Origin of the sequence: Allomuricauda sp. NFXS6, assembly GCF_040148835.1 — a bacterium.
Taxonomy (GTDB): domain Bacteria; phylum Bacteroidota; class Bacteroidia; order Flavobacteriales; family Flavobacteriaceae; genus Flagellimonas.
Map to the genome: position 1 here is coordinate 17166 of NZ_JAGEMG010000009.1, position 21029 is coordinate 38194.

General features: G+C 44.0%; 18 protein-coding genes. 7 read left to right on the plus strand and 11 right to left on the minus strand.

Annotated elements, in window-relative coordinates:
* Window positions 1-120: 120 nt before the first annotated feature.
* Window positions 121-576 carry a ferritin-like domain-containing protein gene (locus tag J4E06_RS13455; protein WP_349524471.1) on the minus strand — a complete coding sequence of 152 codons (456 nt, stop codon included), beginning with the start codon at window positions 574-576 and terminating at the stop codon, window positions 121-123.
* Between the two features lie 263 nt (window positions 577-839).
* Here J4E06_RS13455 and J4E06_RS13460 point away from each other — a divergent pair, with 263 nt between their 5' ends.
* Both J4E06_RS13460 and rimM read left to right on the plus strand, forming a co-directional pair.
* Window positions 840-1415: a 30S ribosomal protein S16 gene (locus tag J4E06_RS13460; RefSeq protein WP_349524472.1), complete on the plus strand. Its 576-nt coding sequence runs from the start codon at window positions 840-842 to the stop codon at window positions 1413-1415.
* A 13-nt stretch (window positions 1416-1428) separates the two neighbouring features.
* Window positions 1429-1956: a ribosome maturation factor RimM gene (gene rimM / locus J4E06_RS13465; protein WP_349524473.1), complete on the plus strand. Its 528-nt coding sequence runs from the start codon at window positions 1429-1431 to the stop codon at window positions 1954-1956.
* A 57-nt stretch (window positions 1957-2013) separates the two neighbouring features.
* Here rimM and J4E06_RS13470 read toward each other — a convergent pair whose 3' ends face one another.
* Window positions 2014-2601, minus strand: coding sequence for an outer membrane beta-barrel protein (locus tag J4E06_RS13470; RefSeq protein WP_349524474.1), 588 nt, complete (start codon window positions 2599-2601; stop codon window positions 2014-2016).
* Window positions 2602-2790: 189 nt separating this feature from the next.
* Between J4E06_RS13470 and J4E06_RS13475 the strand changes: the two genes are divergently transcribed.
* Both J4E06_RS13475 and J4E06_RS13480 read left to right on the plus strand, forming a co-directional pair.
* A complete protein-coding gene (locus J4E06_RS13475; RefSeq protein WP_349524475.1) occupies window positions 2791-3501 on the plus strand; it encodes a tRNA1(Val) (adenine(37)-N6)-methyltransferase in 711 nt (236 codons plus the stop codon).
* Window positions 3502-3544: 43 nt separating this feature from the next.
* Window positions 3545-4723: an acyl-CoA dehydrogenase family protein gene (locus J4E06_RS13480; protein WP_349524476.1), complete on the plus strand. Its 1179-nt coding sequence runs from the start codon at window positions 3545-3547 to the stop codon at window positions 4721-4723.
* A gap of 6 nt (window positions 4724-4729) precedes the next feature.
* Here J4E06_RS13480 and J4E06_RS13485 read toward each other — a convergent pair whose 3' ends face one another.
* The 8 genes from J4E06_RS13485 to hutH form a co-directional block, all read right to left on the minus strand.
* Complete coding sequence (locus J4E06_RS13485) at window positions 4730-7030, minus strand: FdhF/YdeP family oxidoreductase (protein ID WP_349524657.1); 2301 nt, start codon at window positions 7028-7030, stop codon at window positions 4730-4732.
* A gap of 5 nt (window positions 7031-7035) precedes the next feature.
* Window positions 7036-7461 carry a DUF7009 family protein gene (locus J4E06_RS13490; RefSeq protein ID WP_349524477.1) on the minus strand — a complete coding sequence of 142 codons (426 nt, stop codon included), beginning with the start codon at window positions 7459-7461 and terminating at the stop codon, window positions 7036-7038.
* Window positions 7445-10444, minus strand: a complete 3000-nt coding sequence (locus J4E06_RS13495) for a DNA polymerase III subunit alpha (protein ID WP_349524478.1) — start codon at window positions 10442-10444, stop codon at window positions 7445-7447. Before J4E06_RS13495 ends, J4E06_RS13490 begins: the two co-directional genes overlap by 17 nt.
* Before the next feature lie 79 nt (window positions 10445-10523).
* Complete coding sequence (gene dinB / locus J4E06_RS13500) at window positions 10524-11738, minus strand: DNA polymerase IV (protein WP_349524479.1); 1215 nt, start codon at window positions 11736-11738, stop codon at window positions 10524-10526.
* A gap of 411 nt (window positions 11739-12149) precedes the next feature.
* A complete protein-coding gene (gene hutG, locus J4E06_RS13505; protein ID WP_349524480.1) occupies window positions 12150-13118 on the minus strand; it encodes a formimidoylglutamase in 969 nt (322 codons plus the stop codon).
* Between the two features lie 4 nt (window positions 13119-13122).
* Window positions 13123-15126: a urocanate hydratase gene (hutU, locus tag J4E06_RS13510; protein ID WP_349524481.1), complete on the minus strand. Its 2004-nt coding sequence runs from the start codon at window positions 15124-15126 to the stop codon at window positions 13123-13125.
* 10 nt (window positions 15127-15136) lie between these two features.
* The gene (gene hutI, locus J4E06_RS13515; protein WP_349524483.1) at window positions 15137-16363 is read right to left on the minus strand and encodes an imidazolonepropionase; all 1227 of its coding nucleotides are present in this window, start codon (window positions 16361-16363) and stop codon (window positions 15137-15139) included.
* A 1-nt stretch (window position 16364) separates the two neighbouring features.
* On the minus strand, window positions 16365-17942 hold the full coding sequence (gene hutH, locus J4E06_RS13520; RefSeq protein WP_349524484.1) for a histidine ammonia-lyase: 1578 nt from the start codon (window positions 17940-17942) through the stop codon (window positions 16365-16367).
* A 244-nt stretch (window positions 17943-18186) separates the two neighbouring features.
* Here hutH and J4E06_RS13525 point away from each other — a divergent pair, with 244 nt between their 5' ends.
* Together J4E06_RS13525 and J4E06_RS13530 are read left to right on the plus strand one after the other, a co-directional pair.
* Window positions 18187-19074, plus strand: a complete 888-nt coding sequence (locus tag J4E06_RS13525; protein ID WP_349524485.1) for a LysR family transcriptional regulator — start codon at window positions 18187-18189, stop codon at window positions 19072-19074.
* Between the two features lie 190 nt (window positions 19075-19264).
* Window positions 19265-19819, plus strand: coding sequence for a nitroreductase family protein (locus tag J4E06_RS13530; RefSeq protein ID WP_349524486.1), 555 nt, complete (start codon window positions 19265-19267; stop codon window positions 19817-19819).
* Here J4E06_RS13530 and J4E06_RS13535 read toward each other — a convergent pair.
* Complete coding sequence (locus J4E06_RS13535) at window positions 19816-20328, minus strand: DUF456 domain-containing protein (RefSeq protein WP_349524487.1); 513 nt, start codon at window positions 20326-20328, stop codon at window positions 19816-19818. The genes J4E06_RS13530 and J4E06_RS13535 overlap by 4 nt on opposite strands.
* Before the next feature lie 114 nt (window positions 20329-20442).
* Here J4E06_RS13535 and J4E06_RS13540 point away from each other — a divergent pair, with 114 nt between their 5' ends.
* Window positions 20443-20883, plus strand: coding sequence for a hypothetical protein (locus J4E06_RS13540; protein WP_349524488.1), 441 nt, complete (start codon window positions 20443-20445; stop codon window positions 20881-20883).
* Window positions 20884-21029: the final 146 nt, after the last annotated feature.

Sequence of the window (21029 nt, forward strand, 5' to 3'; positions counted from 1 at the left end):
TAGATAAAAGTACGGAAGAAGATAGATTTGGTAAAAAAGAGTTGTGATGAGTTATCAACTAAAAAAAGCCGGGAATAAATCCCAGCTTTTTCTTCTGATTGTATCTAGTGACTTTTGGAATTACGATACTGCTGTTTCAAATATGTTTGCGGTCTCTAAGGTCTCCCTGATGGCGTTTCTATGCTTCATCAGTAGGCTCTCTGTGGATGGTGGCAATACAAAATCCTTATCATGCAATATATCGTTGTACGTGGCGATAGCTTCTTTTTCGCCTCGATGTACTTCTTCAAGCATAGCTTCTTCATTATTGGTGATGAACAGCGATTTAAAATCGATCCAAGATCGATGCAAGGTTCCTTTAGTGCTTCCTCCTTTTTCCGGAGTTTGTCCAAAGGACATTATTTCAGCTTTCAGCTCTTGGCCAAAATTGTATCTTTTCTTGGCGCTATCGATAAAGAATTGCTTGATGGTTTTATTGTCTACCTTTTCAGCTGCTTGTTTAAATCCTTTTTCAGCGTCGTAGGTTTTTTCCAAAAGTTCGTTCAATTTGTTCGACATTTCTACGGTATACTTCATAATCTCTCTTCATTTTTAGGTTAGCGGCCGTCGGCTTTCGACGACATCCATATATAAACTACAGATAATGAGTGGGATACCAAAGGGTTAAGGTAGTTTATCAAAGGTTTAACGTTGTGAGCCTCAGTTGTTAAAGGCATTTAACTTTTTTTGCTTTGAACGCTGTGCTATAAACAAATAAATGTATATTTGCACCCGCTTAACTGATAAGCGATTAAAAAGAATTAATAATCAGGGTCGGGCACCCTACAAATTAATGTGATATGCCAGTTAAAATTAGACTTCAAAGACACGGTAAAAAAGGTAAACCATTCTATTGGGTAGTCGCTGCAGATGTAAGAGCGAAAAGAGACGGAAAATATTTGGAGAAATTGGGTACTTATAACCCAAACACCAATCCAGCCACAATCAATCTTGATATAGATGGTTCCGTAAAATGGTTGCAGAACGGTGCACAACCAACGGATACCGCCAGAGCTATTCTTTCTTATTCAGGTGTGATGATGAAACACCACTTAGCAGTAGGTGTTCGCAAAGGCGCAATGACTGAAGAGCAAGCTGAAGAAAAATTCAATGCTTGGTTGGAGGAGAAAAAACAAAAAATCCAAGACAAGAAAGATGGTTTAAGCAAAGCGGAAGCTGAAGCTAGAGCCAAAGCTTTGGAAGCTGAAAAAGAAGTTAGCGCCAAGAGAGCTGCCGCCGCATTGCCAGAAGAGGAAGTAGCCGAAGAGGCTGCGGAGGAAACTGCTGAAGCTGCAACTGAGGAAGCTACCGCAGAAGCACCAGCCGAAGAAGTGGCTCCTGCTGCCGAAGAAGAAGCTGCCAAGGAAGAAGAATAAAAAACGAAGGACGATGCGCAAGGAAGATTGCTTCTATCTGGGCAAAGTCGTTTCAAAATATAGCTTTAAGGGAGAGGTGTTGATTAAATTGGACACCGATGAACCCAGTAGCTACGAAAATATGGAATCAGTACTTGTTTCATTGGGAAACAATCTGGTTCCATTTTTTATTGATAGATGCCGACTGCACAAATCCAACTTGCTTCGCATCGATTTTGAGGAGGTAAAAGATGAACCCATGGCCGATAAACTTATCGGTGCCGAGCTTTACTTGCCGCTAACAATGCTTCCGCCACTTACAGGCAACAAATTTTACTATCACGAAGTAATAGGCTTCACAATTATGGATGAGGTGTACGGGGATATTGGTGTTGTTGAATCGGTAAACGATAATGCTTCCCAAGACCTTTTTGAAGTCAAGAAAGTAGACAAAGAGTTGTTTATTCCCGTTAACGATGATATTATTACCAAGGTTGATCGAGAGAACAAAACAATCCACGTAAAAACCCCTGAAGGTTTAGTAGATCTTTATCTAAGTTAAAAAAACGAAAAGGAGGCAATATTGCCCCCTCTTCACTTAACAAAACTAGACGAAATTTTATTTTTTCCATTTGCCACCACCAAGGTAGAAACCCAGTGATATGCCCAAGTAGGAGTTTTTGATTTCGGCTCCTTCTCCTAAGTCGGTTTTACCAATTAGATTGTAGGTTGCGGCCAATCTAAATTTACCTGCTTCAAAACCAGCCCTGATAAGACCACCGAATTTTCCATCGACCTCAACGTCTGCGTCACCCTCAACGTCTTCAACATCGTCTATGTCAAAACCAATGCTGCCCAAAGAACTATAGCCCACACCTGCACCAAAGAATGGGGCAAAGGAAGAACTACCAGAGTTGAAATAGTAATCAAAAGTACCTGAGTAAGATACACTAGCCGTTAAACTTGCCTCAGCTGAGGCAGGTCCGACATCGACATTTTTGGCCATGGCGGCAGATTCAAAGCGGATACCAATGTTCATGTTGTCCGCAATGTTGTACTTAGGTTCAACGGCAAATAGAACGCCACCACCACCACTAGGCATGGTGTAACCTGCTTCAAGTCCAACACGGAATTTACCTTCTTCTTGGGCTTGTGATACTTGAACCACGGCTAGCATAAGTAGGAATGCAAAAAAGATTTTCTTCATAATCATAAAGTTTAGATAATTTGGTAATGATTTTATTGGGGCCTTTCCCCTTAAATTGTTGGCGAAATAACTATATTAAGTTGAGTTATCATCCTGTGGATTAATGGATGCACCATATGATCTAACGAATGCCTTATTTGAATTGATGATCGTAAATTGGATACATGTCATTATCTTATCTTTGAAGCCATGAAGCCTTTCAGATTCAAAGAATTTACCATTCACCAAGATCAATGCGCCATGAAGGTGGGAACCGATGGTGTATTGTTAGGCGCTTGGGCATCGTTGGACAAACAACCCGAATCTATTTTGGATATCGGTACAGGAACGGGACTCATTGCTTTGCAGCTCGCTCAGCGCTCCTATGCCGAAACCATAGATGCCATTGAACTGGATGACGCAGCCTACGAGCAGTGCGTAGCCAATTTTGAAGCATCACCATGGGCAGACAGACTGTTCTGTTACCATGCAGGATTTGATGAGTTCGTGGATGAAATGGACCATAAGTACGATTTAATAGTTTCCAATCCACCTTTTTATGCTGAAGATGTTGCAAGCGGAAATCCATTTAGGGACAAGGCAAGGCAAAGCAATTCCTTGCCTTTTGATGAATTGGTTCAAGGAGTTTCAAAGTTTTTAACCGAAGACGGCATTTTTGCAGTGATTATTCCTTTTAAAGAAGAGAAAAGCTTTGTTGGGTTAGCTGAACACGTTGGAATGTTTCCTAACCGAATCACCAGGGTAAAGGGAAATCCCGACACTGATTTTAAAAGGAGTTTGATGGAATTCAGTTTCCATCAAAATGAACCGATAATCGATACCTTGATCATTGAGGAAGGAAGACATCAATACACCAAAGAATATGTTGAATTGACCCAAGCTTTTTATTTAAAAATGTAACAATACGTGAATCAAATGTTATATTTACTAAAAATTATTATTGATGAAGCCTGATTTATTTGAAGCCCCAGATTACTATAACCTTGATGATTTACTTTCGGAAGAGCACAAACTGGTCCGCGATTCCGCACGCCAATGGGTAAAGCGCGATATATCTCCCATTATAGAGGAATATGCCCAAAAGGCGGAGTTTCCCAAACAAATTATTGGTGGACTGGCCGAAATTGGTGCTTTTGGACCGTATATTCCCGAAGAATATGGAGGTGCTGGCTTAGATCAAATCAGCTATGGATTGATCATGCAGGAGATTGAACGCGGCGATAGTGGGGTTCGCTCCACGGCTTCAGTACAATCGTCCTTAGTAATGTATCCCATATTCGCTTATGGTTCCGAAGAACAACGTAAAAAATATCTACCCAAATTGGCAACAGGGGAGTGGATGGGTTGTTTTGGGCTCACTGAACCCAACCATGGATCAAATCCGGGGGGGATGGAAACCAAATTCAAGGACGCTGGCGACCATTATGTGTTGAATGGAGCCAAATTATGGATTTCCAACTCGCCATTTGCCGATGTGGCCGTTGTTTGGGCCAAAAATGAAGAAGGTAGAATTCATGGACTTATTGTTGAACGTGGTATGGAGGGATTCTCTACACCAGAGACCCATAACAAATGGTCGCTAAGGGCATCTGCTACGGGGGAGCTTATTTTTGATAATGTGAAAGTTCCCAAAGAAAACTTGTTACCAGGTAAAAACGGTTTGGGTGCCCCACTGGGTTGTTTGGACTCCGCCCGATACGGTATCGTATGGGGAGCCATAGGTGCCGCCATGGATTGCTACGACACCGCATTACGCTATGCCAAGGAGCGCGAGCAGTTTGGGAAACCCATTGCCGGATTTCAGCTTCAGCAAAAGAAGTTGGCCGAAATGATTACCGAAATCACCAAGGCTCAGTTGTTGGCTTTTCGTTTGGGGCAATTAAAGAATGAAGGAAAGGCGACTACCGCACAGATTTCCATGGCCAAACGTAACAATGTGGAAATGGCCATCAAAATTGCTCGTGAAGCAAGACAGATGTTGGGCGGAATGGGCATCACCGGAGAGTATAGCATTATGCGCCACATGATGAACTTGGAAAGTGTAATCACTTATGAAGGCACCCACGATATCCATTTGTTGATTACCGGTGCGGATATCACGGGAATCCAAGCCTTCAAATAGAAGGACTTAAGAAATTTTTTCCACAGTAACCCTAATCGATTTGCTAATTGGGGTCTGGCTCTTGTCCGCAAAATGGTTGTGGGGCACCAACATATTCGTCTCTGGAAAATAGGCGGCCATATTTCCCTTGGGGATGTCGTAGGTCACCACCAAGAATTTTTCAGCCGTTCGTTGGATGCCATCATAATGACTGTGCAAATTGACCACATCCAGTTGGGTAAGTTCCTTTTCAGCCATGTCCTCTATATTCATAAAAACTACACGTCGCTCGTTGTGAATACCACGGTACCGATCGTTCAGTCCATAAATGGTGGTGTTGAATTGGTCATGGGAGCGTATGGTCATCAGCAATAATTCATCTGGTTTTAATTGATGGTCCGCCAATGCGGTAATGGATAACTGCGCCATTCCATTGGGAAGCATGCGAAAATCACGCTTGCGAACGTTATTGGGCAAATAATACCCAAACCCTTTGGATTGCTTGCTGGTTTTTTCAAATCCTTTTACCGTTTTGTCAATGAGCTCTCGTATAAGGTTGTAATCCTGTCCCAATTCATACCAGTTCATGGAGTGGTTGCCCCTAAAATAAGTGTGTGCTAAAAGCGCAATGATTTCAGGTTCACTTTTAATATGTTCCGAAGCAGGTTGAAGCAGTCCTTTGCTCTGCCGAACCTTGCCCGTACTACTTTCCATCGTCAAAAATTGGAGTTCCCCATTTTTTTCATCTTTCTCCGAACGCCCAAAAGTGGGTAATAATAAAGCAGTTTTTCCGGTTACTAAATGGCTTCGATTCAGTTTAGTGCTTATTTGTACCGTCAAATCACAATTTTGAACGGCCTCTGCGGTATATTTCGTGTCCGAGGCGGCCATAACAAAATTACCGCCCAAACATATAAAGACCTTAGCCTTTTTTTCGTGCATCGCCTCGATAGCCTCGACTGTATCGTACCCTTTTTCAGTGGGAGGGTCAAAATTGAGGTGTTCCTGGATTTTCTGGTTTAATCCTTTGCTCACGTAGTGCATAATGCCCACAGAGCGATCCCCCTGCACATTGCTGTGCCCTCGCACGGGACAAGTCCCTGCAAAGGGTTTGCCCACGGCACCCTTGAGCAACAAAATATTCACATATTCCTTGATGCAATCCACCGCATTTTTGTGCTGGGTAATTCCCATGGCCCAACAGATAACAATCTTGGAGTTTTCGGCCAATAATTCCACAACCTTGTCAATTTTGTGCATATAGACCCCACTTCTGCGTTGAAGACTTTCCTCTTCGTAGCGGTCCAAATCTTTTAATAAATCATCATAACCATCCACATACTCTACAATAAATTCGTGGTCGAGCACATTGGAATTTTTGGCATCGAGCGCAACCAATTTTTTTAAGATGAGCTTGGCCAAGGCAATGTCCTCATTGATTTTTACCGGTAGATGGATGTCGGCAATGGGTTGTCCGTTCCCCAACATATCCGAAACACTCTGTGGGTTTTTAAAGTTGACCAACCCGGTTTCCGCCAATGGATTTATGCTGATGACTTTTCCCCCGTTCTTTTTGCATTTTTCGAGTGCCGACAGCATTCTTGGATGATTGGTACCGGGATTTTGTCCTACGACCAAAATCACCTCTGCTCCGTACAGGTCGTCCAGCTTTACGGAACCCTTTCCAATCCCCAAAGTTTCGGAAAGTGCCACACCCGATGATTCATGGCACATATTGGAGCAATCCGGCATATTGTTGGTGCCAAAAGCACGGGCAAACATGCCATAGAGATAGGCAGCCTCATTGCTGGATCGACCCGAAGTATAAAATATCGCCTCATTCGGATTGTCCAAACGATGTAATTCCTCCGAAATCAATTCAAAGGCATCTTGCCACGTAATGGGCTCGTAATGCACACTATTTGGTTTTAGGACCATCGGTTCTACGACTCTTCCTAATTTATTGAGTTCAAAATCGCTTAATCTTGAAAGTTCCTCTACGGAGTGTGCTGCAAAAAATTCCGCGCCAATATGGTGTCTGGTGGCTTCGTCGGCTAATGCCTTTGCACCGTTCTCACAATACTCGGCAATTTTGGACGGATGTTCCGGGACGGGCCAGGCACAACTGGGGCAGCGAAAGCCGTCTTCCTGATTCATTTCCAGCAAGCTTCGCATGGAACGGACAATTCCCATTTCTTTAAAACTGTGTCGTAAAGCTTCTTTTACACCTAAAATACCGGCTGAGGTCTGCATGGGCTCCTTAAGGCGAAGCCCTGTAAATTTGATGTCCCCAGTGAGGGAAACGTTTCGTTTTGTTTCGTTCTCCATCATGGTCAGTGTTGCAATTTTGGATTGGGATAGTTGTCCGATTGGTCTTCCGCCCGGTTCTCGAGGCAAGTGAAGTCTTTTTCCAATAACAGATGCAGCTTTTTCCCTTTGGGAAGCTCCATCTCATGTTCAAAGCCAACGGTGTTGTTGTGGAACCAATTTTTTCCATTTACTTCGGGCACTAACATCACTATTTTATCATTGGAGTAAGAAGCCTCTAAATTTTTCACGGAAGATGCCAGCTTAACTTGGTAGTGAAAAACATTGGAACCAAATTCGGTGTTTTCCGTTATCGAACCCGTTTCGGACAGTTGTTTTACTTCGCTTTGGGTCAATCTAAACCGTATGGAATTTCCTTTGATTCTGATTTTCATGTATTGGTACAATTCTTCTTCGTAAGTTACGGCATTCCGCTCACTTCTTCGAATCAAATAGTTTTTTGCTCATCCTCATATCGGCATATCTAGGGTCTTGCACATAATTTTCCTTCTTCATTTTGATGACCTCGATGCTCAGAAACCCAAATTCTTCCACGACTTTACCATAAAAGCGATAAATACCCTTTCCCCTAAAGTAATATTTGGCCGCAACAGGAGGAAAGAGTACCGTATCGAATACTTCGCCGTGCTGGTCTACCAAAGTGGCGAAGTGCATGCGCTTGCCGTGATGGGTGGAGGTGTTTTTTACCGTGACCAAGTACCCATAAATATCGATGTACTTGTTGAGGTGCCGTTCCAAGTCTTTTTGTCCGTTGCTGTTTTTGGGAGTTTCCTCCAGCAATTCAAAAGGACTACAAAGACAAAATCCCAAAAGTTCCAATTGCTCAAAAGCGGTCTCCAATGCCGTAGTGTTCAGTTGGGGCATTTGAAATTTTTGATGCCTCGGCGGAAAAAGCTTCGGGTGTTCCATTCGGTCGTTTTTTGAAAGCATCAAATGGGCTTTCCAGAGCAGTTCATGCTTGTTGATTCCAGTAAAGCGAAAGGCATCGGTACGGATAAGGATGGAAAGTTGTTCCATTCGGATGAACACGCGGTCCAAGAAATCTTCCAAAGAGGAAAAACTTCCGTGGAGCATGCGCTCTTTCAGGATGCGTTCCATGACCCTGCTCTCCAGATCGCGGAGGTACATCATCCCCAAATAAATATGAGAGCCATAAATGCGGTTTACGACCATGCTTTTATTCACGCAGGGCGGATGGATGGTGGCACCCATCATACGGGCATCGTGTACATAGAATTCCGAACGGTAGAACCCGCCACCATTGTTGAGTACGGCCACTAAATATTCCAAAGGAAAATAGGCCCTCAAAAATAAACTTTGATAACTCTCTACAGCATAGGATGCAGAATGCCCCTTGGCAAAAGCGTAGCCTGCAAAACTGGCCACTTGGTTCCAGATTTCGGAAATCAAGGATTCCGCGTAGCCTTTTTTTCTGCAATTGGAAATAAATTTATCCTGCACTTTTTGAAATTCTTCCCGCGAACGGAATTTCCCGCTCATGCCCCTGCGGAGAACATCGGCCTCGCCAAGGTCCAGACCGGCAAAATGGTGGGCCACTTTGATTACATCTTCTTGATAGACCATTACACCATAGGTGTCCGGCATTATTTCCAACATCACGGGATGTGCCTTTTCCTCGGTTCTGCCTTTATTGCGATGGCGGAGGATGTATTCTCGCATCATACCACTTTTGGCTACACCTGGGCGGATAATGGAACTAGCGGCCACCAATCCCAAATAATTATCGACCTGTAGTTTTTTGAGCAGCATGCGCATGGCGGGCGACTCCACGTAAAAACAGCCCATGCACTGTGCGGTTTTGATCAGGTTGTTGATTGCGGGGTCTTTTTTAAACCCTTTGATGTCGTGGATATCGATATCGCCATATTTTTCGGGTTGGTTGTAAGCAACAATCTCCAACGCCTCCTTAATCTTGCCCAAACCCCGCTGTCCCAAAATATCGAATTTATACAGGCCTACATCCTCGGCAATGACCATATCGTACTGCGTGGTGGGAAAGCCTTTCGGTGGCAAATGAGTGGCAGAAAACCAATGCAAGGGTTTGTCACTGATCAAAATCCCCCCTGCATGAATGCTCAAATAATTGGGTTTACCCTTGAGTAAGCTGCCGTACTTTAGTACGAGTTTGGACACATGGTCCAGTTGGTCAAGGTTATATCTTCCTGCCAGCAAAAAATCAATGTCCTGTGGTGGCAGCCCAAAAACTTTGCCCAATTCCCGGATAACGCCCCGCTCCTTAAAAGTGACGTAGGTGCCGAGTAGGGCAACGTGTTCAAAGCGTTCAAAGATGTATTCGGTCATGGCGGGGCGGTCTCTCCATGAAAAATCGATGTCAAAGTCGGGCGGATTGGCACGGTATAGATTGATGAATCGCTCAAAATAGAGGTCAAGTTCCATGGGATCCACATCGGTAATGCGGAGCAAGTAGGCTACAATGCTGTTGGCACCACTCCCTCGTCCTACGTAAAAGAAACCCTTTTCCCTTGCTTTGGATATAATATCCCAATTGATCAAAAAATAGGAAACGAAACCCATTTTTTTGATGAGTTCCAATTCCTTGTTCAATCGGTTTTTGATGGAATCGTTCACTTCTTCATACCGATAGGGGAGTCCTTCGGCACAGAGTTGGTCCAAGAGTTGTTCATCTTCTTCCACGCTGCCCAAAAATGTTTTTAGGTTTTGGGGCTTTCTGTCTTTTGAAAAATCAAAATGGATACAGCACTTGTTGAGCAGTTTTTCCGTGTTTTCCAGAATAAAGGGGAACTCCGAAAATGCCGCAGCTAGATTTTGGATAGGATACATTTTTTCTTCCTCGTTGGCCTCCTCTTCCTTTGGAAGTTTGCTCAGCAGTACGTTGTTGTCGATGGCCCTCAGTAATCGGTGGGCATTAAAATCCTGTTTGTTCCGAAAGGTAACGGGCTGCTGTACCACCAATTTATGGGTAAGGGAAGCCAGTTTGGAAAAGGGGAGCCTTCGCAAGTCCTTGATGGAGATTCCCACAAACTCATGCTCCTGAAAATTATCCAGTTCGTTGAGCAGTACCTGTTCAAACGGATATACCACAAACGCATTCTTAAAAGCTGGTGCCCGATCGGGAATCTTCAATTCATGGTGAAGGTGGTGGGACAAAAAGTCGTTCAGTTCCAGATATCCCTCGTTGTTTTGGGCAATTCCGATAAAGCAGGGCTGGACCCCATTCCTAAAATCGATACCCAAAATCGGTTTTACGTCAAATTCTGGTGCCTTTCGAACAAAGTTTAATCCCGCAGAGGTATTGTTGATGTCGGTGAGCACCAATTGGGTTACATGGTTTTCTTGTGCCAACTGCAATAGCTCAACCTCCGAGAAGGTCCCGAACCGCAAACTGTAATATGTGTGGCAGTTGAGGTACAATTATCAATAGTCAATTATCAGTTATCAATTGCCAAATACCAACTGTTCATTGCTCATTGGAAATTGTTTATTGTCAAGTTCACTGTTTTCTATGAGCCAAAACCACAGGCGGTTCCCCATTAAAAGGGTTGTGCATGCTCCCGATGGTCTTTGCGCCCATGGCAGAGGCGCGCAACACGCTCCGACTTCCAAACCGGTTCCGGACATGATCCATGGCCTGGTAAAGGTTCAGGGTCTCTTCGGTATCTTCAAAAAGGTTGATTTGGTAGTTGCCCGAGACCAAATGGCTGAATCGAATCCCGATGAGACGAACCAACATCCGTTTGTTGTATAAGGAATTGAACAGTTCCAATATTTTGGGAATAAGGGTGTGGTCTGCACTCGTGTAGGGAATGCGCGATTGTTTGGAATAGGTGTTAAAATCGGAATACCGAATTTTCACAGCAACACAGGCCGTTAATTTGTCGCCTCTTCGTAACTGGTAGGCCAAGTTCTCGGTCATGGCGATCAAAATGCCTTTCAGCTTTGTAACATCGATGGTGTCTCGGTCAAAAGTCCTTTCATTGGAGATGGACTTTCTATCGTGGAACGGAATCACGGGCGTATTGTCTATGCCATTGGCCCTTTTCCAAATCACCCCGCCATTGGCGCCCAGCACCCGTTGCATGATGTCCATGGGCATATCCTGAACGGTTTTTACTTGCCGTATTCCCAAATTTCTGAGGGTTTGATAGGTTTTATCGCCCACCATCGGAATTTTCTTGATGGAAAGGGGAGCCAAAAAAGGCTTTTCCAGACCAAAATCTATCTTAAGCTGATTATTGGGCTTGGCCTCATTGGTGGCCACTTTGGAAACCACTTTGTTCACCGATAAACCAAACGAAATGGGCAGTCCCGTTTCCCGAATGATTTTCTGGCGCATTTCCGTGGCGTATTTGTAGCAGCCAAAAAAGCGGTCCATACCTGAGAGGTCGGCATAAAATTCATCAATGCTTGATTTTTCGAAAATAGGGACCTGTTCCTTAATGATTTCCGTGACCACATCCGAATACTTGCTGTAGGTGCCTGCGTTTCCACGAATCACTACGGCTTCGGGACAAAGCTCCTTGGCCATTTTCATCGGCATACCAGAATGCACCCCAAACCCACGGGTCTCGTAGCTACAGGCCGCTACCACACCGCGGTCGCTGGTGCCGCCTACCAATAAGGGCTTGTTCTTAAGCTCTGTATTGATGATGCGTTCCACGGATACATAAAAAGTATCCAAGTCAAGATGCAAAATCGTCTTTTCCATTGTTCAGTTGAAGGAAAGCTAAATTATGGAAATATTCCTATAAAATGGAAATAATCCAAAAAATAATATCAACAACCCGTGCTGTTATTTTTTCCGAAAAATCATCCTATCTTTGTGCCGTTGTGTTGGATTCCAGTCGCGATGATTGGAATCAGGTTGAAACATCAAATCGATGTTCACCAATGAAAGGCTTTCCTTTTGGAAGGCTTTTTTTGTTTGTGGTGGAAAGAGCAAAATAAGAATGGATGTCACTTCGAGCGCAGTCGAGAAGTCTCATTGTCAAAGGTCTCAACCCCTATCGACCTGACAAATCATAAGGCATTTATGATAATTCGTGCAATTCATGTCGAGCCCAAGCCAATTATCTTTTCCTAAACAATAGATTCTTCACTACGTTCAGAATGACAAGCTTTATTGAGAAACAAGGTGTGCCGTGTGGTGCACTAAAGAAGCAGCGAGTTTTGCTGTTTGTCCGTCCACGTCATATTTGGGGTTCATTTCGGCAATATCCAGACTGATCAATTTTCCAGAGCCAATAATCGTTTTTAAACATTCCAGAACCATATACGGGCTAAAGCCCATGGGCGAAGGGGCACTGACCCCGGGTGCATAAGCAGAAGAGAACCCATCCAGGTCGATGGTCACATAAATATGGTCCACATTTTTGGCGAAGGCATTGATCCAGGTCGTGATTTCATTCAATAAAGGAATTTGAAAGGTGTCGTTCATCACATAAATGACATCAAGATCCTTGGCTGTTTGAAACAAATTTCTATCGTTGGCATCTTTTCGGATACCGAGGCAGAGGTAATTAAAATCGATGCCTTCCTTTTCGCAGTCTTTGGCTATCTGATAAAACGGGGTGCCCGAATTACTTTTTTCCGTGTTTTTCCGCAAATCAAAATGCGCATCAAAATTGATAATACCGATGGTTTGTCCCTCTTTTTTGGCATCCAGATATTTTTTGATACCGTTATAGTGACCATAAGCCATATCGTGCCCACCACCCAAAACAATAGGGAATTGTTTTCTTTCTAAAAGTAGTTTGACCGCTTCGGTAAGCTGATTTTGGGCAGACTCCATATCGCCTCCGTCACAAACAACGGAACCTACATCGTGCAAAAGCACATTGCTGCCCAAATGGTTGGGCATTTTGGCAAAACTACGTTTGATTACATCGGGACCCTCAACAGCCCCAACCCGACCTTGGTTTCGGCGTACGCCTTCATCACAGGCATAGCCTAACAGCGCAATGGATTTTTTCTGGGCCTCGGGAAGTTCCTCCAAGGGTGTGCAATGCACTTTTTCATGCAGATACAGCCATTTATTGGAGATTCTGCCTGTCCAGAGGCCTTGTTTCGGGGGGTGGTAATTTTTCATGGTATTAAAAAAGATTGTCCAAAATATCGGATTTCACCAGATGGGGCAAAGTTACCTTTAAATCTGGAGAGCGTTTCATTTCCCGTTCAATGGCAAAACGGGCTTCCTTGTTCCGTGCCCAGCTTCTTCGGGAAATACCATTGTTTACATCAAAGAACAACATTTTCTTCAATCGGTTGGATGCCTCTTCGGAACCATCGAGTACCATTCCAAATCCGCCATTGATTACTTCTCCCCAGCCAACACCTCCACCATTATGGATGGAAACCCAAGTGGCTCCCCTAAAACTATCACCAATCACATTTTGAATGGCCATATCTGCAGTGAACTTGCTGCCATCGTAAATGTTGCTGGTTTCTCGAAAAGGTGAATCCGTTCCACTTACATCATGATGGTCACGACCCAATACCACGGGAGCACTAATTTCTCCCTTGGCAATCGCCGTGTTGAAGGCATCGGCAATTTTGCTTCGTCCTTCAGCATCAGCATAGAGGATTCGAGCCTGTGAGCCTACTACCAATTTGTTCTGTTCCGCTTCCGAAATCCATTTGATGTTGTCCTGCATCTGCTGTTGGATTTCTTCTGGCGCTTCGGATTTTATCTTTTTCATTACTTCCAAGGCAATGGCATCGGTCTTTTGAAGGTCTTTTGGATTACCCGATGTACAGACCCATCGGAATGGGCCAAAGCCATAATCAAAACACATGGGTCCCAAAATATCCTGCACGTAGGACGGATACCTGAAATCGATATTATTTTCGGCCATTACATCACCCCCCGCTCGGGAAACTTCCAATAAAAAGGCATTGCCATAATCAAAAAAGTAGGTGCCTTTTGCGGTGTGCTTGTTGATGGCGTTGATTTGTCTTCGCAATGATTCCTGCACTTTTTCCTTAAAGGCTTCTGGATTTTCTACCATCAAAGCATTGGACTCCTCAAACGAAAGTCCAACAGGATAATAGCCACCTGCCCAAGGGTTGTGCAAAGAGGTTTGGTCGGAACCTAAATGAATAAAAATGTCCGCTTCAAAAAAACGTTCCCAAACATCCACCACATTACCGATATAGGCCAAGGAAACAACTTCCTTGTTTTCCACAGCCTCTTTGGTACGAACCACCAACAGATCTAAATCGACCAACAATTCATCCACCCAACCTTGGTCATGTCTTTTTTTGGCAGCTTCGGGATTGACTTCGGCACAAATGGTAATACCTCCAGCAATGTTTCCGGCTTTGGGTTGGGCACCGCTCATTCCTCCAAGTCCGGCAGTCAAGAAAATCTTGCCTTCGGGGGATTCATTTTGCTTCAATACTTTTCGGAACGCATTCATGACCGTAATGGCCGTACCATGCACAATGCCCTGTGGGCCAATGTACATATAGGAACCAGCCGTCATCTGTCCGTATTGTGTTACGCCAAGTGCGTTGTATTTTTCCCAATCATCGGGTTTGGAGTAGTTGGGAATCATCATGCCATTGGTGACGACCACTCGTGGAGCTTCTTTGGATGATGGGAAAAGACCCATCGGATGACCCGAATACATATTCAAAGTTTGCTCCTCGGTCATTTTCGCCAAATATTTCATGGTGAGCAGATATTGCGCCCAGTTTTGGAAAACCGCTCCATTGCCTCCATAGGTAATAAGTTCTTCAGGGTGTTGTGCTACGGCAGGGTCCAAATTGTTCTGAATCATCAGCATAATTGCCGCTGCCTGATGTGTTTTGGCAGGGTATTCCGAAATAGGTCGGGCATATATTTCATAATCGGGCTTGAACCGATGCATATAAATACGGCCGTAAGTTTTCAGCTCCTCAGCAAATTCCGGAGCTAGTGTTGCGTGCCAAGTTTCGGGGAAATACCGTAGCGCATTCTGTACGGCCAATTTTTTTTCTTCCTTGGAAAGGATGTCCTTCCGTTTTGGGGCCGGATTTCCATTTTTGGGATATGGTTTTTTTGCGGGAAGTTGCTTTGGTATACCTTGTAATATCTGTTGCTGAAATTCAGTCATGATTCAATTTTTAGTGGATGGGCGTTCCTTTTTTCCAAACCTCGCTGGGTTTTAATTGCCCTTGGTGATAGGTGATTTCTTGATAGTTATCCGTAGGGAAAATAACAAAGTCCGCCTGCGTTCCTGCTTCCAATTTACCTCGATCGGTCAACCGTAAAGCTGCTGCTGCCCTTGAAGTAATCCCTGCCAAAACCTCGGTGTTGGACAATTTTTCAAAAGTGCCCAAAATACTGGCTTGGGTCAGTAGGTCGCCCATGGGAGCGGACCCTGGATTATGGTCGCTGGCAATGGACAAAGCGCCACCTGCATCCAAAATTTTTCGTGCTGGCGTGTAGGCGCACCCCAAACCAATGGACGCCCCGGGCAAAGCGGTCGCAATGGTGTTGCTCTTTGCCAATAATTGGATTTCTTTTTCGGTGCTGGCCTCCAAATGGTCGGCGCTTACCGCATCAAAATCTACCGCAACTTGACTGCCGCCCGTGGTAAATTGGTCGGCATGTACCGTAATATCGAATCCCATTTCCTTTGCTTTTTGAAAATAGGGCTTGATTTCTTTCTGTGAAAAAGCACTTTCTTCCACAAAGGCATCAACTCGATGGGCCAAGTTTTCGGTTTTGATGATGGGAAACAATTCCTTGATGATCACATTGAGATAATCCTTGTCCTGATTCCAATCTTTTGGTTTCATATGGGCTGCCAAACAAGTGGGGATTAACGAAGCATTTGATGTTTCGTTGGCCTGCTTGATAGCGCGTAGCATTTTCAATTCTTCATCTACGGAAAGGCCGTAACCACTTTTCACCTCAATGGTGGTTACACCGTTTTTGAGATGTTTTTTACTTCTGGAAATAATGCCTTCAACCAATTCATCTTGTGATGCTTTTCGGGTTTGGGTCACCGTGTCCCAGATACCGCCACCGGCTTTGGCGATTTCCAAATAGGTTTTTCCTGCATTACGGTAGGCGTAATCTCGAGCGCGGGTGCCTCCAAAACAAATATGGGTGTGGGAATCCACAAAACCGGGTAGGCAAACCTGTGCACCTTCGATTGGGTGGATGTCGACATCATCGGATTTCAACTCGTCAAAAACACCGAGTTTGAGAATTTTTCCTTCGGAAACCAAAATGCCCCCACGTTCAATGATGGGCAGTTGCTCATCTTTGAGCGCTCCTTTTAATGGGAGTCCCGTCATGGGAAGTAGTTGGGCAAAGGGTCCTATCAATAGTGGTCTGTTCATGCTAGTATGTTTCAAATTCATCAAGATGTGGGGTGTTCCACTTCAGTTGTTTCTCATCCATCACACGGTCTACCAAATTGATGATTTCCCCGTTTTGGATGATTTCGATTCCTTTTTCGATGTCGTCGGCAAAAACACGGTCGTTTTCGGCAAAAGCAACCTTGGTTCTCAGGAAGGTATGGATTTCATCCAACAGAATGCCCGATTTTAAGGGTTTTCTATATTCGAATGCCTGGGCAGAAGTCAACAATTCGATGGCCAATATTTTCTCCACATTTTCAATAATGTTGAGGGCTTTTCTACCACTGATGGAACCCATGCTCACATGGTCTTCCTGTCCCAATGAAGTGGGAATGCTATCGGCGCTGGCTGGGAAACACAGGCTTTTGTTCTCGCTGGCCAATGCGGCCGAGGTGTACTGCAAAATCATATAGCCTGAATTGATGCCCGTATCCTTCATCAACAACTTAGGAACTCCGGGGCTGTTGCCTTCCAAGGCCAGATAGATGCGTCGGTCGGATATGTTCCCAATTTCCGAAGCGGCCAATGCGGCATAATCCAAGGCCATGGCCAAGGGTTGCCCGTGAAAATTACCACCGCTAATGGTCAGTTCATCATTTATAATGACAGGATTGTCCGTTACTGAATTGAGTTCGATTTCCAACAATTCCTTGAGGTGGAGCCACGCATTTCGGGATGCCCCGTGCACTTGCGGCATACAGCGCAAAGAGTAGGGGTCTTGCACCCGTTCGCAATCGATATGATCTTCCAAAATCTCGGAACCTTGCAGTAGGGTGCGGATTCTTCCCGCTACGTGCTGGTTCCCTTTGAAGGGTCGTAATTCGTGTAACTCTTCAAAAAAAGGCTTCATGGAACCTTGTAGCCCTTCGAGCATCATCGCTCCGATAATATCTGCGTGTCGCAAACAATGCTGTAATTTGTGGACGACCATCACTCCGTGTGCAGCGATAAATTGGGTTCCATTGATCAAGGCAAGTCCTTCTTTTGGACCCAATTCCAAGGGTTGTAATCCTGTTTGTTCAAATAACGTTTGGGTCGGGATGGTTTTACCTTGATATTCTACTTTGCCCAAACCTATTAGTGGTAAAAATAAATGGGATAGCGGAGCCAAATCCCCTGATGCACCCACCGAACCTTGCGAGGGCACCACGGGAATTGCATCGTTTTCCAAATGCCAAAGCATACGCTGTAAAGTGGTTTCGGCAATACCCGAATAGCCTTTTGCCAAGGCATGGATTTTCAGAATGAGCATAATTTTTGCCAATTCCGTAGAAATAGGTTGGCCCACACCTACGCTGTGGCTCTGCAATATGTTGGATTGAAGAATTTTGGTGTCCTCCTTGGATATTTTGGTATTGCACAATGGGCCAAACCCCGTATTGATGCCGTACACCATATCACCTTTTTCAACAATGCGTTGAACTCGTTGGTAACTTGCATTTACATTTTGCAGGCATTCCTCGGAGAAAACACCTTTTATGGTGCCATGTGCCAAGCCCAAAGCTATGCTCGCGGTTAAATGGTCTTCACCAAATTGAAATGTTCGGTCTGTTGCCATACTTTTGAATTAATTTACTAACTGATTGTCCGTAATCAATACATGGTGAACTGTCACTCCGAGTCTTTCGACTACGCTCAAGATGAACTTAAGTCGAGAAGTTATTGGACTCAAAGTCTTAAAAATGAGGTCTCGACTGCGCTCGACCTGACAACTTTTTGTTTATATGATTAATCACGGCTATCCAAAGTTACCGATTAGGTTTAATAATTACCAATACTTATTTTTGTAATAATCAATAAGTATGAATTATCAAATAGAACTACGACATTTTGTCTATTTTTTGGCCGTGGCTGAAGAACTGCACTATAGAAAGGCCGCTGAAAAACTATTTATTTCCCAGCCTGGTTTGAGCACGCAAATCAAACAGATGGAAGAAATTTTGGACACTCAACTGTTTGTGAGGGACAAGAAAAAGGTTAGCCTTACTCCAGCGGGCGAGTTTTTGAAGAAGGAGGTGGAATTCATTTTGAACCATTTGGAGCAGACCAAAAAACAGGTGAAACTTATCGGAGAAGGCCAATTGGGGGAGGTACGCATCGGATTTTTGGGTTCGGCCATGCAAAATGTAGTGCCCAATTTGCTGTTGGGGTTGAAGGAAAAACATCCAACGGTTCATACCACCTTGGAAGAACTTTCCAATCGGGCACAGATCAACGCTATTTTAGCCGACCGATTGGACCTGGGCTTCGTCAGATTGTCGCGCGTGCCTAGAGGGCTCGAGGTTAAACCTGTTTTTGAGGATACGTTTTCTTTGGTGCTGCCAGCGGAGCATCCTTTGGATGAGGAGAACTTTAAGAACATCAATCAAGTGGCGGATGAGGATTTCATCTTGTTTTCTCAAGATTACAGCCCGATGTACTATGATACGGTGCTCAGCATTTGTGAGGACAGCGGTTTTGTGCCCCGTGTTTCGCACAAATCCGTACACGCACAGACCATTTTTAAATTGGTGGAGAATAAACTGGGTATTGCCATTGTGCCAACGACCCTTCAATATGGGTTTCAGATGAAGGTAAAGTTCATCGAGATGAAAAAAATTAAGCAGCGTGCCATATTGAGTATGGTCTGGAAAAGGGATAACCGAAACCCTGCTCTTCAAAAATGTATGGATTTGCTTATGAAATTATGATGTGAACCTTTTGGAGAGTAACTTTGAATTTGTCAATTCGATTTTTGGAGTGAAACGAAGAAAATTGTATCGAGAATTGAAATATAGAAAACGTTGTTCTCGATACTTTTTCCAAAGGAAAAAACTCGAACTGACTTTTCTTTTGTTATCTAGATTAAAAATGGAAGAACGTTCAACTTAATATACAATTATGATTTTTGATTTGATCAAGGAAAGAAGAAGCATTTTTCCTGCACAGTATATCGATAAGCCCATCGCCAAAGAAACGATTGAACAGATTTTGGAAGCCGCCAATTGGGCGCCTACCCATAAAAAAACCGAACCTTGGCGCTTTAAGGTGTTGACGGGAGACAAGAAACAGGAACTGGGTGCTTTTTTATCTACCAAATACCAAGAAGTGGACCCCAAACCAAAGCAGATGAAAATCAAAAAACTACAATTTAACCCGTCCAATTCGGGAGCTGTGATTGCCATTTGCATGCAACGCGACCCCAAGGAGAGCCTACCCGAATGGGAGGAAATTGCTTCAGTGGCCATGGCGGTGCAAAATATGTGGTTGTGCTGCACCGAACTTGGTATTGGCAGTTATTGGTCTTCTCCCGGACTCATTAAGCATATGGATGAGTTCTTCGATTTGAAGGAGGGGGAAAAATGCTTGGGCTTTTTCTATATGGGTTATTTTGATGGTGAGGTAATCCCTTCTGCAAGAACTCCTATTTCCGAAAAAGTGGAGTGGTTGGACTAACTAAAGGTAAACAGGTCTCCAGCGTACTTGATTGAGATATAAACGTAAAAAACAGCATACAGGGCCGTCACGACAAACTTCATAAAAGTGCCCGTTAAAAATCCTAAAAACGAACCAAAAGCCGCCTTCATGGCGGTTTCTTTGTTGGCTTTGTTCAATAATTCGCCGACCAAGGCTCCAATGAAAGGCCAAATGATGATTCCCAATGGACCAAAAATCGGAACAAAGATGGCAACCAATAATCCTATGATGGTTCCCCACATTCCAGCTTTGCTGCCGCCGAACCGTTTGGTGCCGATAGCGGGTATCACATAATCTAAAATGGTGATGGCTATAGCTATTACAAAGGTGACTCCCAAAACCCACCAATTATCGGGCACGGCTTTGGTTAAATAAAGCAGTAACAATCCAACCCAACTTATGGGCGGACCTGGCAATACGGGCAAAAGGCTGCCCAATATACCCACAAGCATCAAAAGGAACCCCAAAACGAGTAATGTAATGTCCATGGTTGTGTTTTACTGTTAGACAAATGTAGCAGACAATTGTTACAAACAAAATCAAAATAAAACCCTACCCCTAAAAATTTCGTAGGTAAATTTGAAACCAATTACGAAACTGTCGTGAAAGCAAATAAAACACATACAAAACCAAGATTCATTCAGATAGGGTATGCTCTTTTGGCAATGTTTTATTTGTTTGGACTTTTTAATGGATTGGTGCTCGAAGCCCTGCACGAAGTATCGCACCTGATGTCCCCAAAAACACACCACCATACCTTTGCCTCGGACCACGAAACTATCGATTATTCTTCTTTAGAGGCTATGGCAGGTCACTCGCACGAAGCGTTAGAAGCTTTAAAGGATTTATTGGAGGCCAATCAACAAGATGAGCAAAAATCCAAGGATGATATCAGCCTTAAATTGGATAAACATTTCGTTGAAGAAATTCAAATTGCACCTGAAATCAATACTTTAATAGACAGCAATCGTCTTTGGGCATACCAAAACATAACTTCTTTTTGGTGCCAAGGGGTAACCACGCCCCCTCCCCAGCATAGCTGAAATTAATTTATCGGAAAAGTTCTGAATTCGTCACCCTGAACTTGTTTCAGGGTCACACCATTGAACAGAACATTGGTTGTGAGATGCTGAAACGAGTTCAGCATGACACTTCATGTGCTTTTTTGATGTACAAGAGGGATAAGTTT

Bases quoted from the DNA above. Each gene is read 5' to 3' on its own strand.
- J4E06_RS13455 (WP_349524471.1), bottom strand. From the start codon at position 576: ATGAAGTATACCGTAGAAATGTCGAACAAATTGAACGAACTTTTGGAA.
- J4E06_RS13460 (WP_349524472.1), top strand. From the start codon at position 840: ATGCCAGTTAAAATTAGACTTCAAAGACACGGTAAAAAAGGTAAACCA.
- rimM (WP_349524473.1), top strand. From the start codon at position 1,429: ATGCGCAAGGAAGATTGCTTCTATCTGGGCAAAGTCGTTTCAAAATAT.
- J4E06_RS13470 (WP_349524474.1), bottom strand. From the start codon at position 2,601: ATGAAGAAAATCTTTTTTGCATTCCTACTTATGCTAGCCGTGGTTCAA.
- J4E06_RS13475 (WP_349524475.1), top strand. From the start codon at position 2,791: ATGAAGCCTTTCAGATTCAAAGAATTTACCATTCACCAAGATCAATGC.
- J4E06_RS13480 (WP_349524476.1), top strand. From the start codon at position 3,545: ATGAAGCCTGATTTATTTGAAGCCCCAGATTACTATAACCTTGATGAT.
- J4E06_RS13485 (WP_349524657.1), bottom strand. From the start codon at position 7,030: ATGGAGAACGAAACAAAACGAAACGTTTCCCTCACTGGGGACATCAAA.
- dinB (WP_349524479.1), bottom strand. From the start codon at position 11,738: ATGGAAAAGACGATTTTGCATCTTGACTTGGATACTTTTTATGTATCC.
- hutG (WP_349524480.1), bottom strand. From the start codon at position 13,118: ATGAAAAATTACCACCCCCCGAAACAAGGCCTCTGGACAGGCAGAATC.
- hutU (WP_349524481.1), bottom strand. From the start codon at position 15,126: ATGACTGAATTTCAGCAACAGATATTACAAGGTATACCAAAGCAACTT.
- hutI (WP_349524483.1), bottom strand. From the start codon at position 16,363: ATGAACAGACCACTATTGATAGGACCCTTTGCCCAACTACTTCCCATG.
- hutH (WP_349524484.1), bottom strand. From the start codon at position 17,942: ATGGCAACAGACCGAACATTTCAATTTGGTGAAGACCATTTAACCGCG.
- J4E06_RS13525 (WP_349524485.1), top strand. From the start codon at position 18,187: ATGAATTATCAAATAGAACTACGACATTTTGTCTATTTTTTGGCCGTG.
- J4E06_RS13530 (WP_349524486.1), top strand. From the start codon at position 19,265: ATGATTTTTGATTTGATCAAGGAAAGAAGAAGCATTTTTCCTGCACAG.
- J4E06_RS13535 (WP_349524487.1), bottom strand. From the start codon at position 20,328: ATGGACATTACATTACTCGTTTTGGGGTTCCTTTTGATGCTTGTGGGT.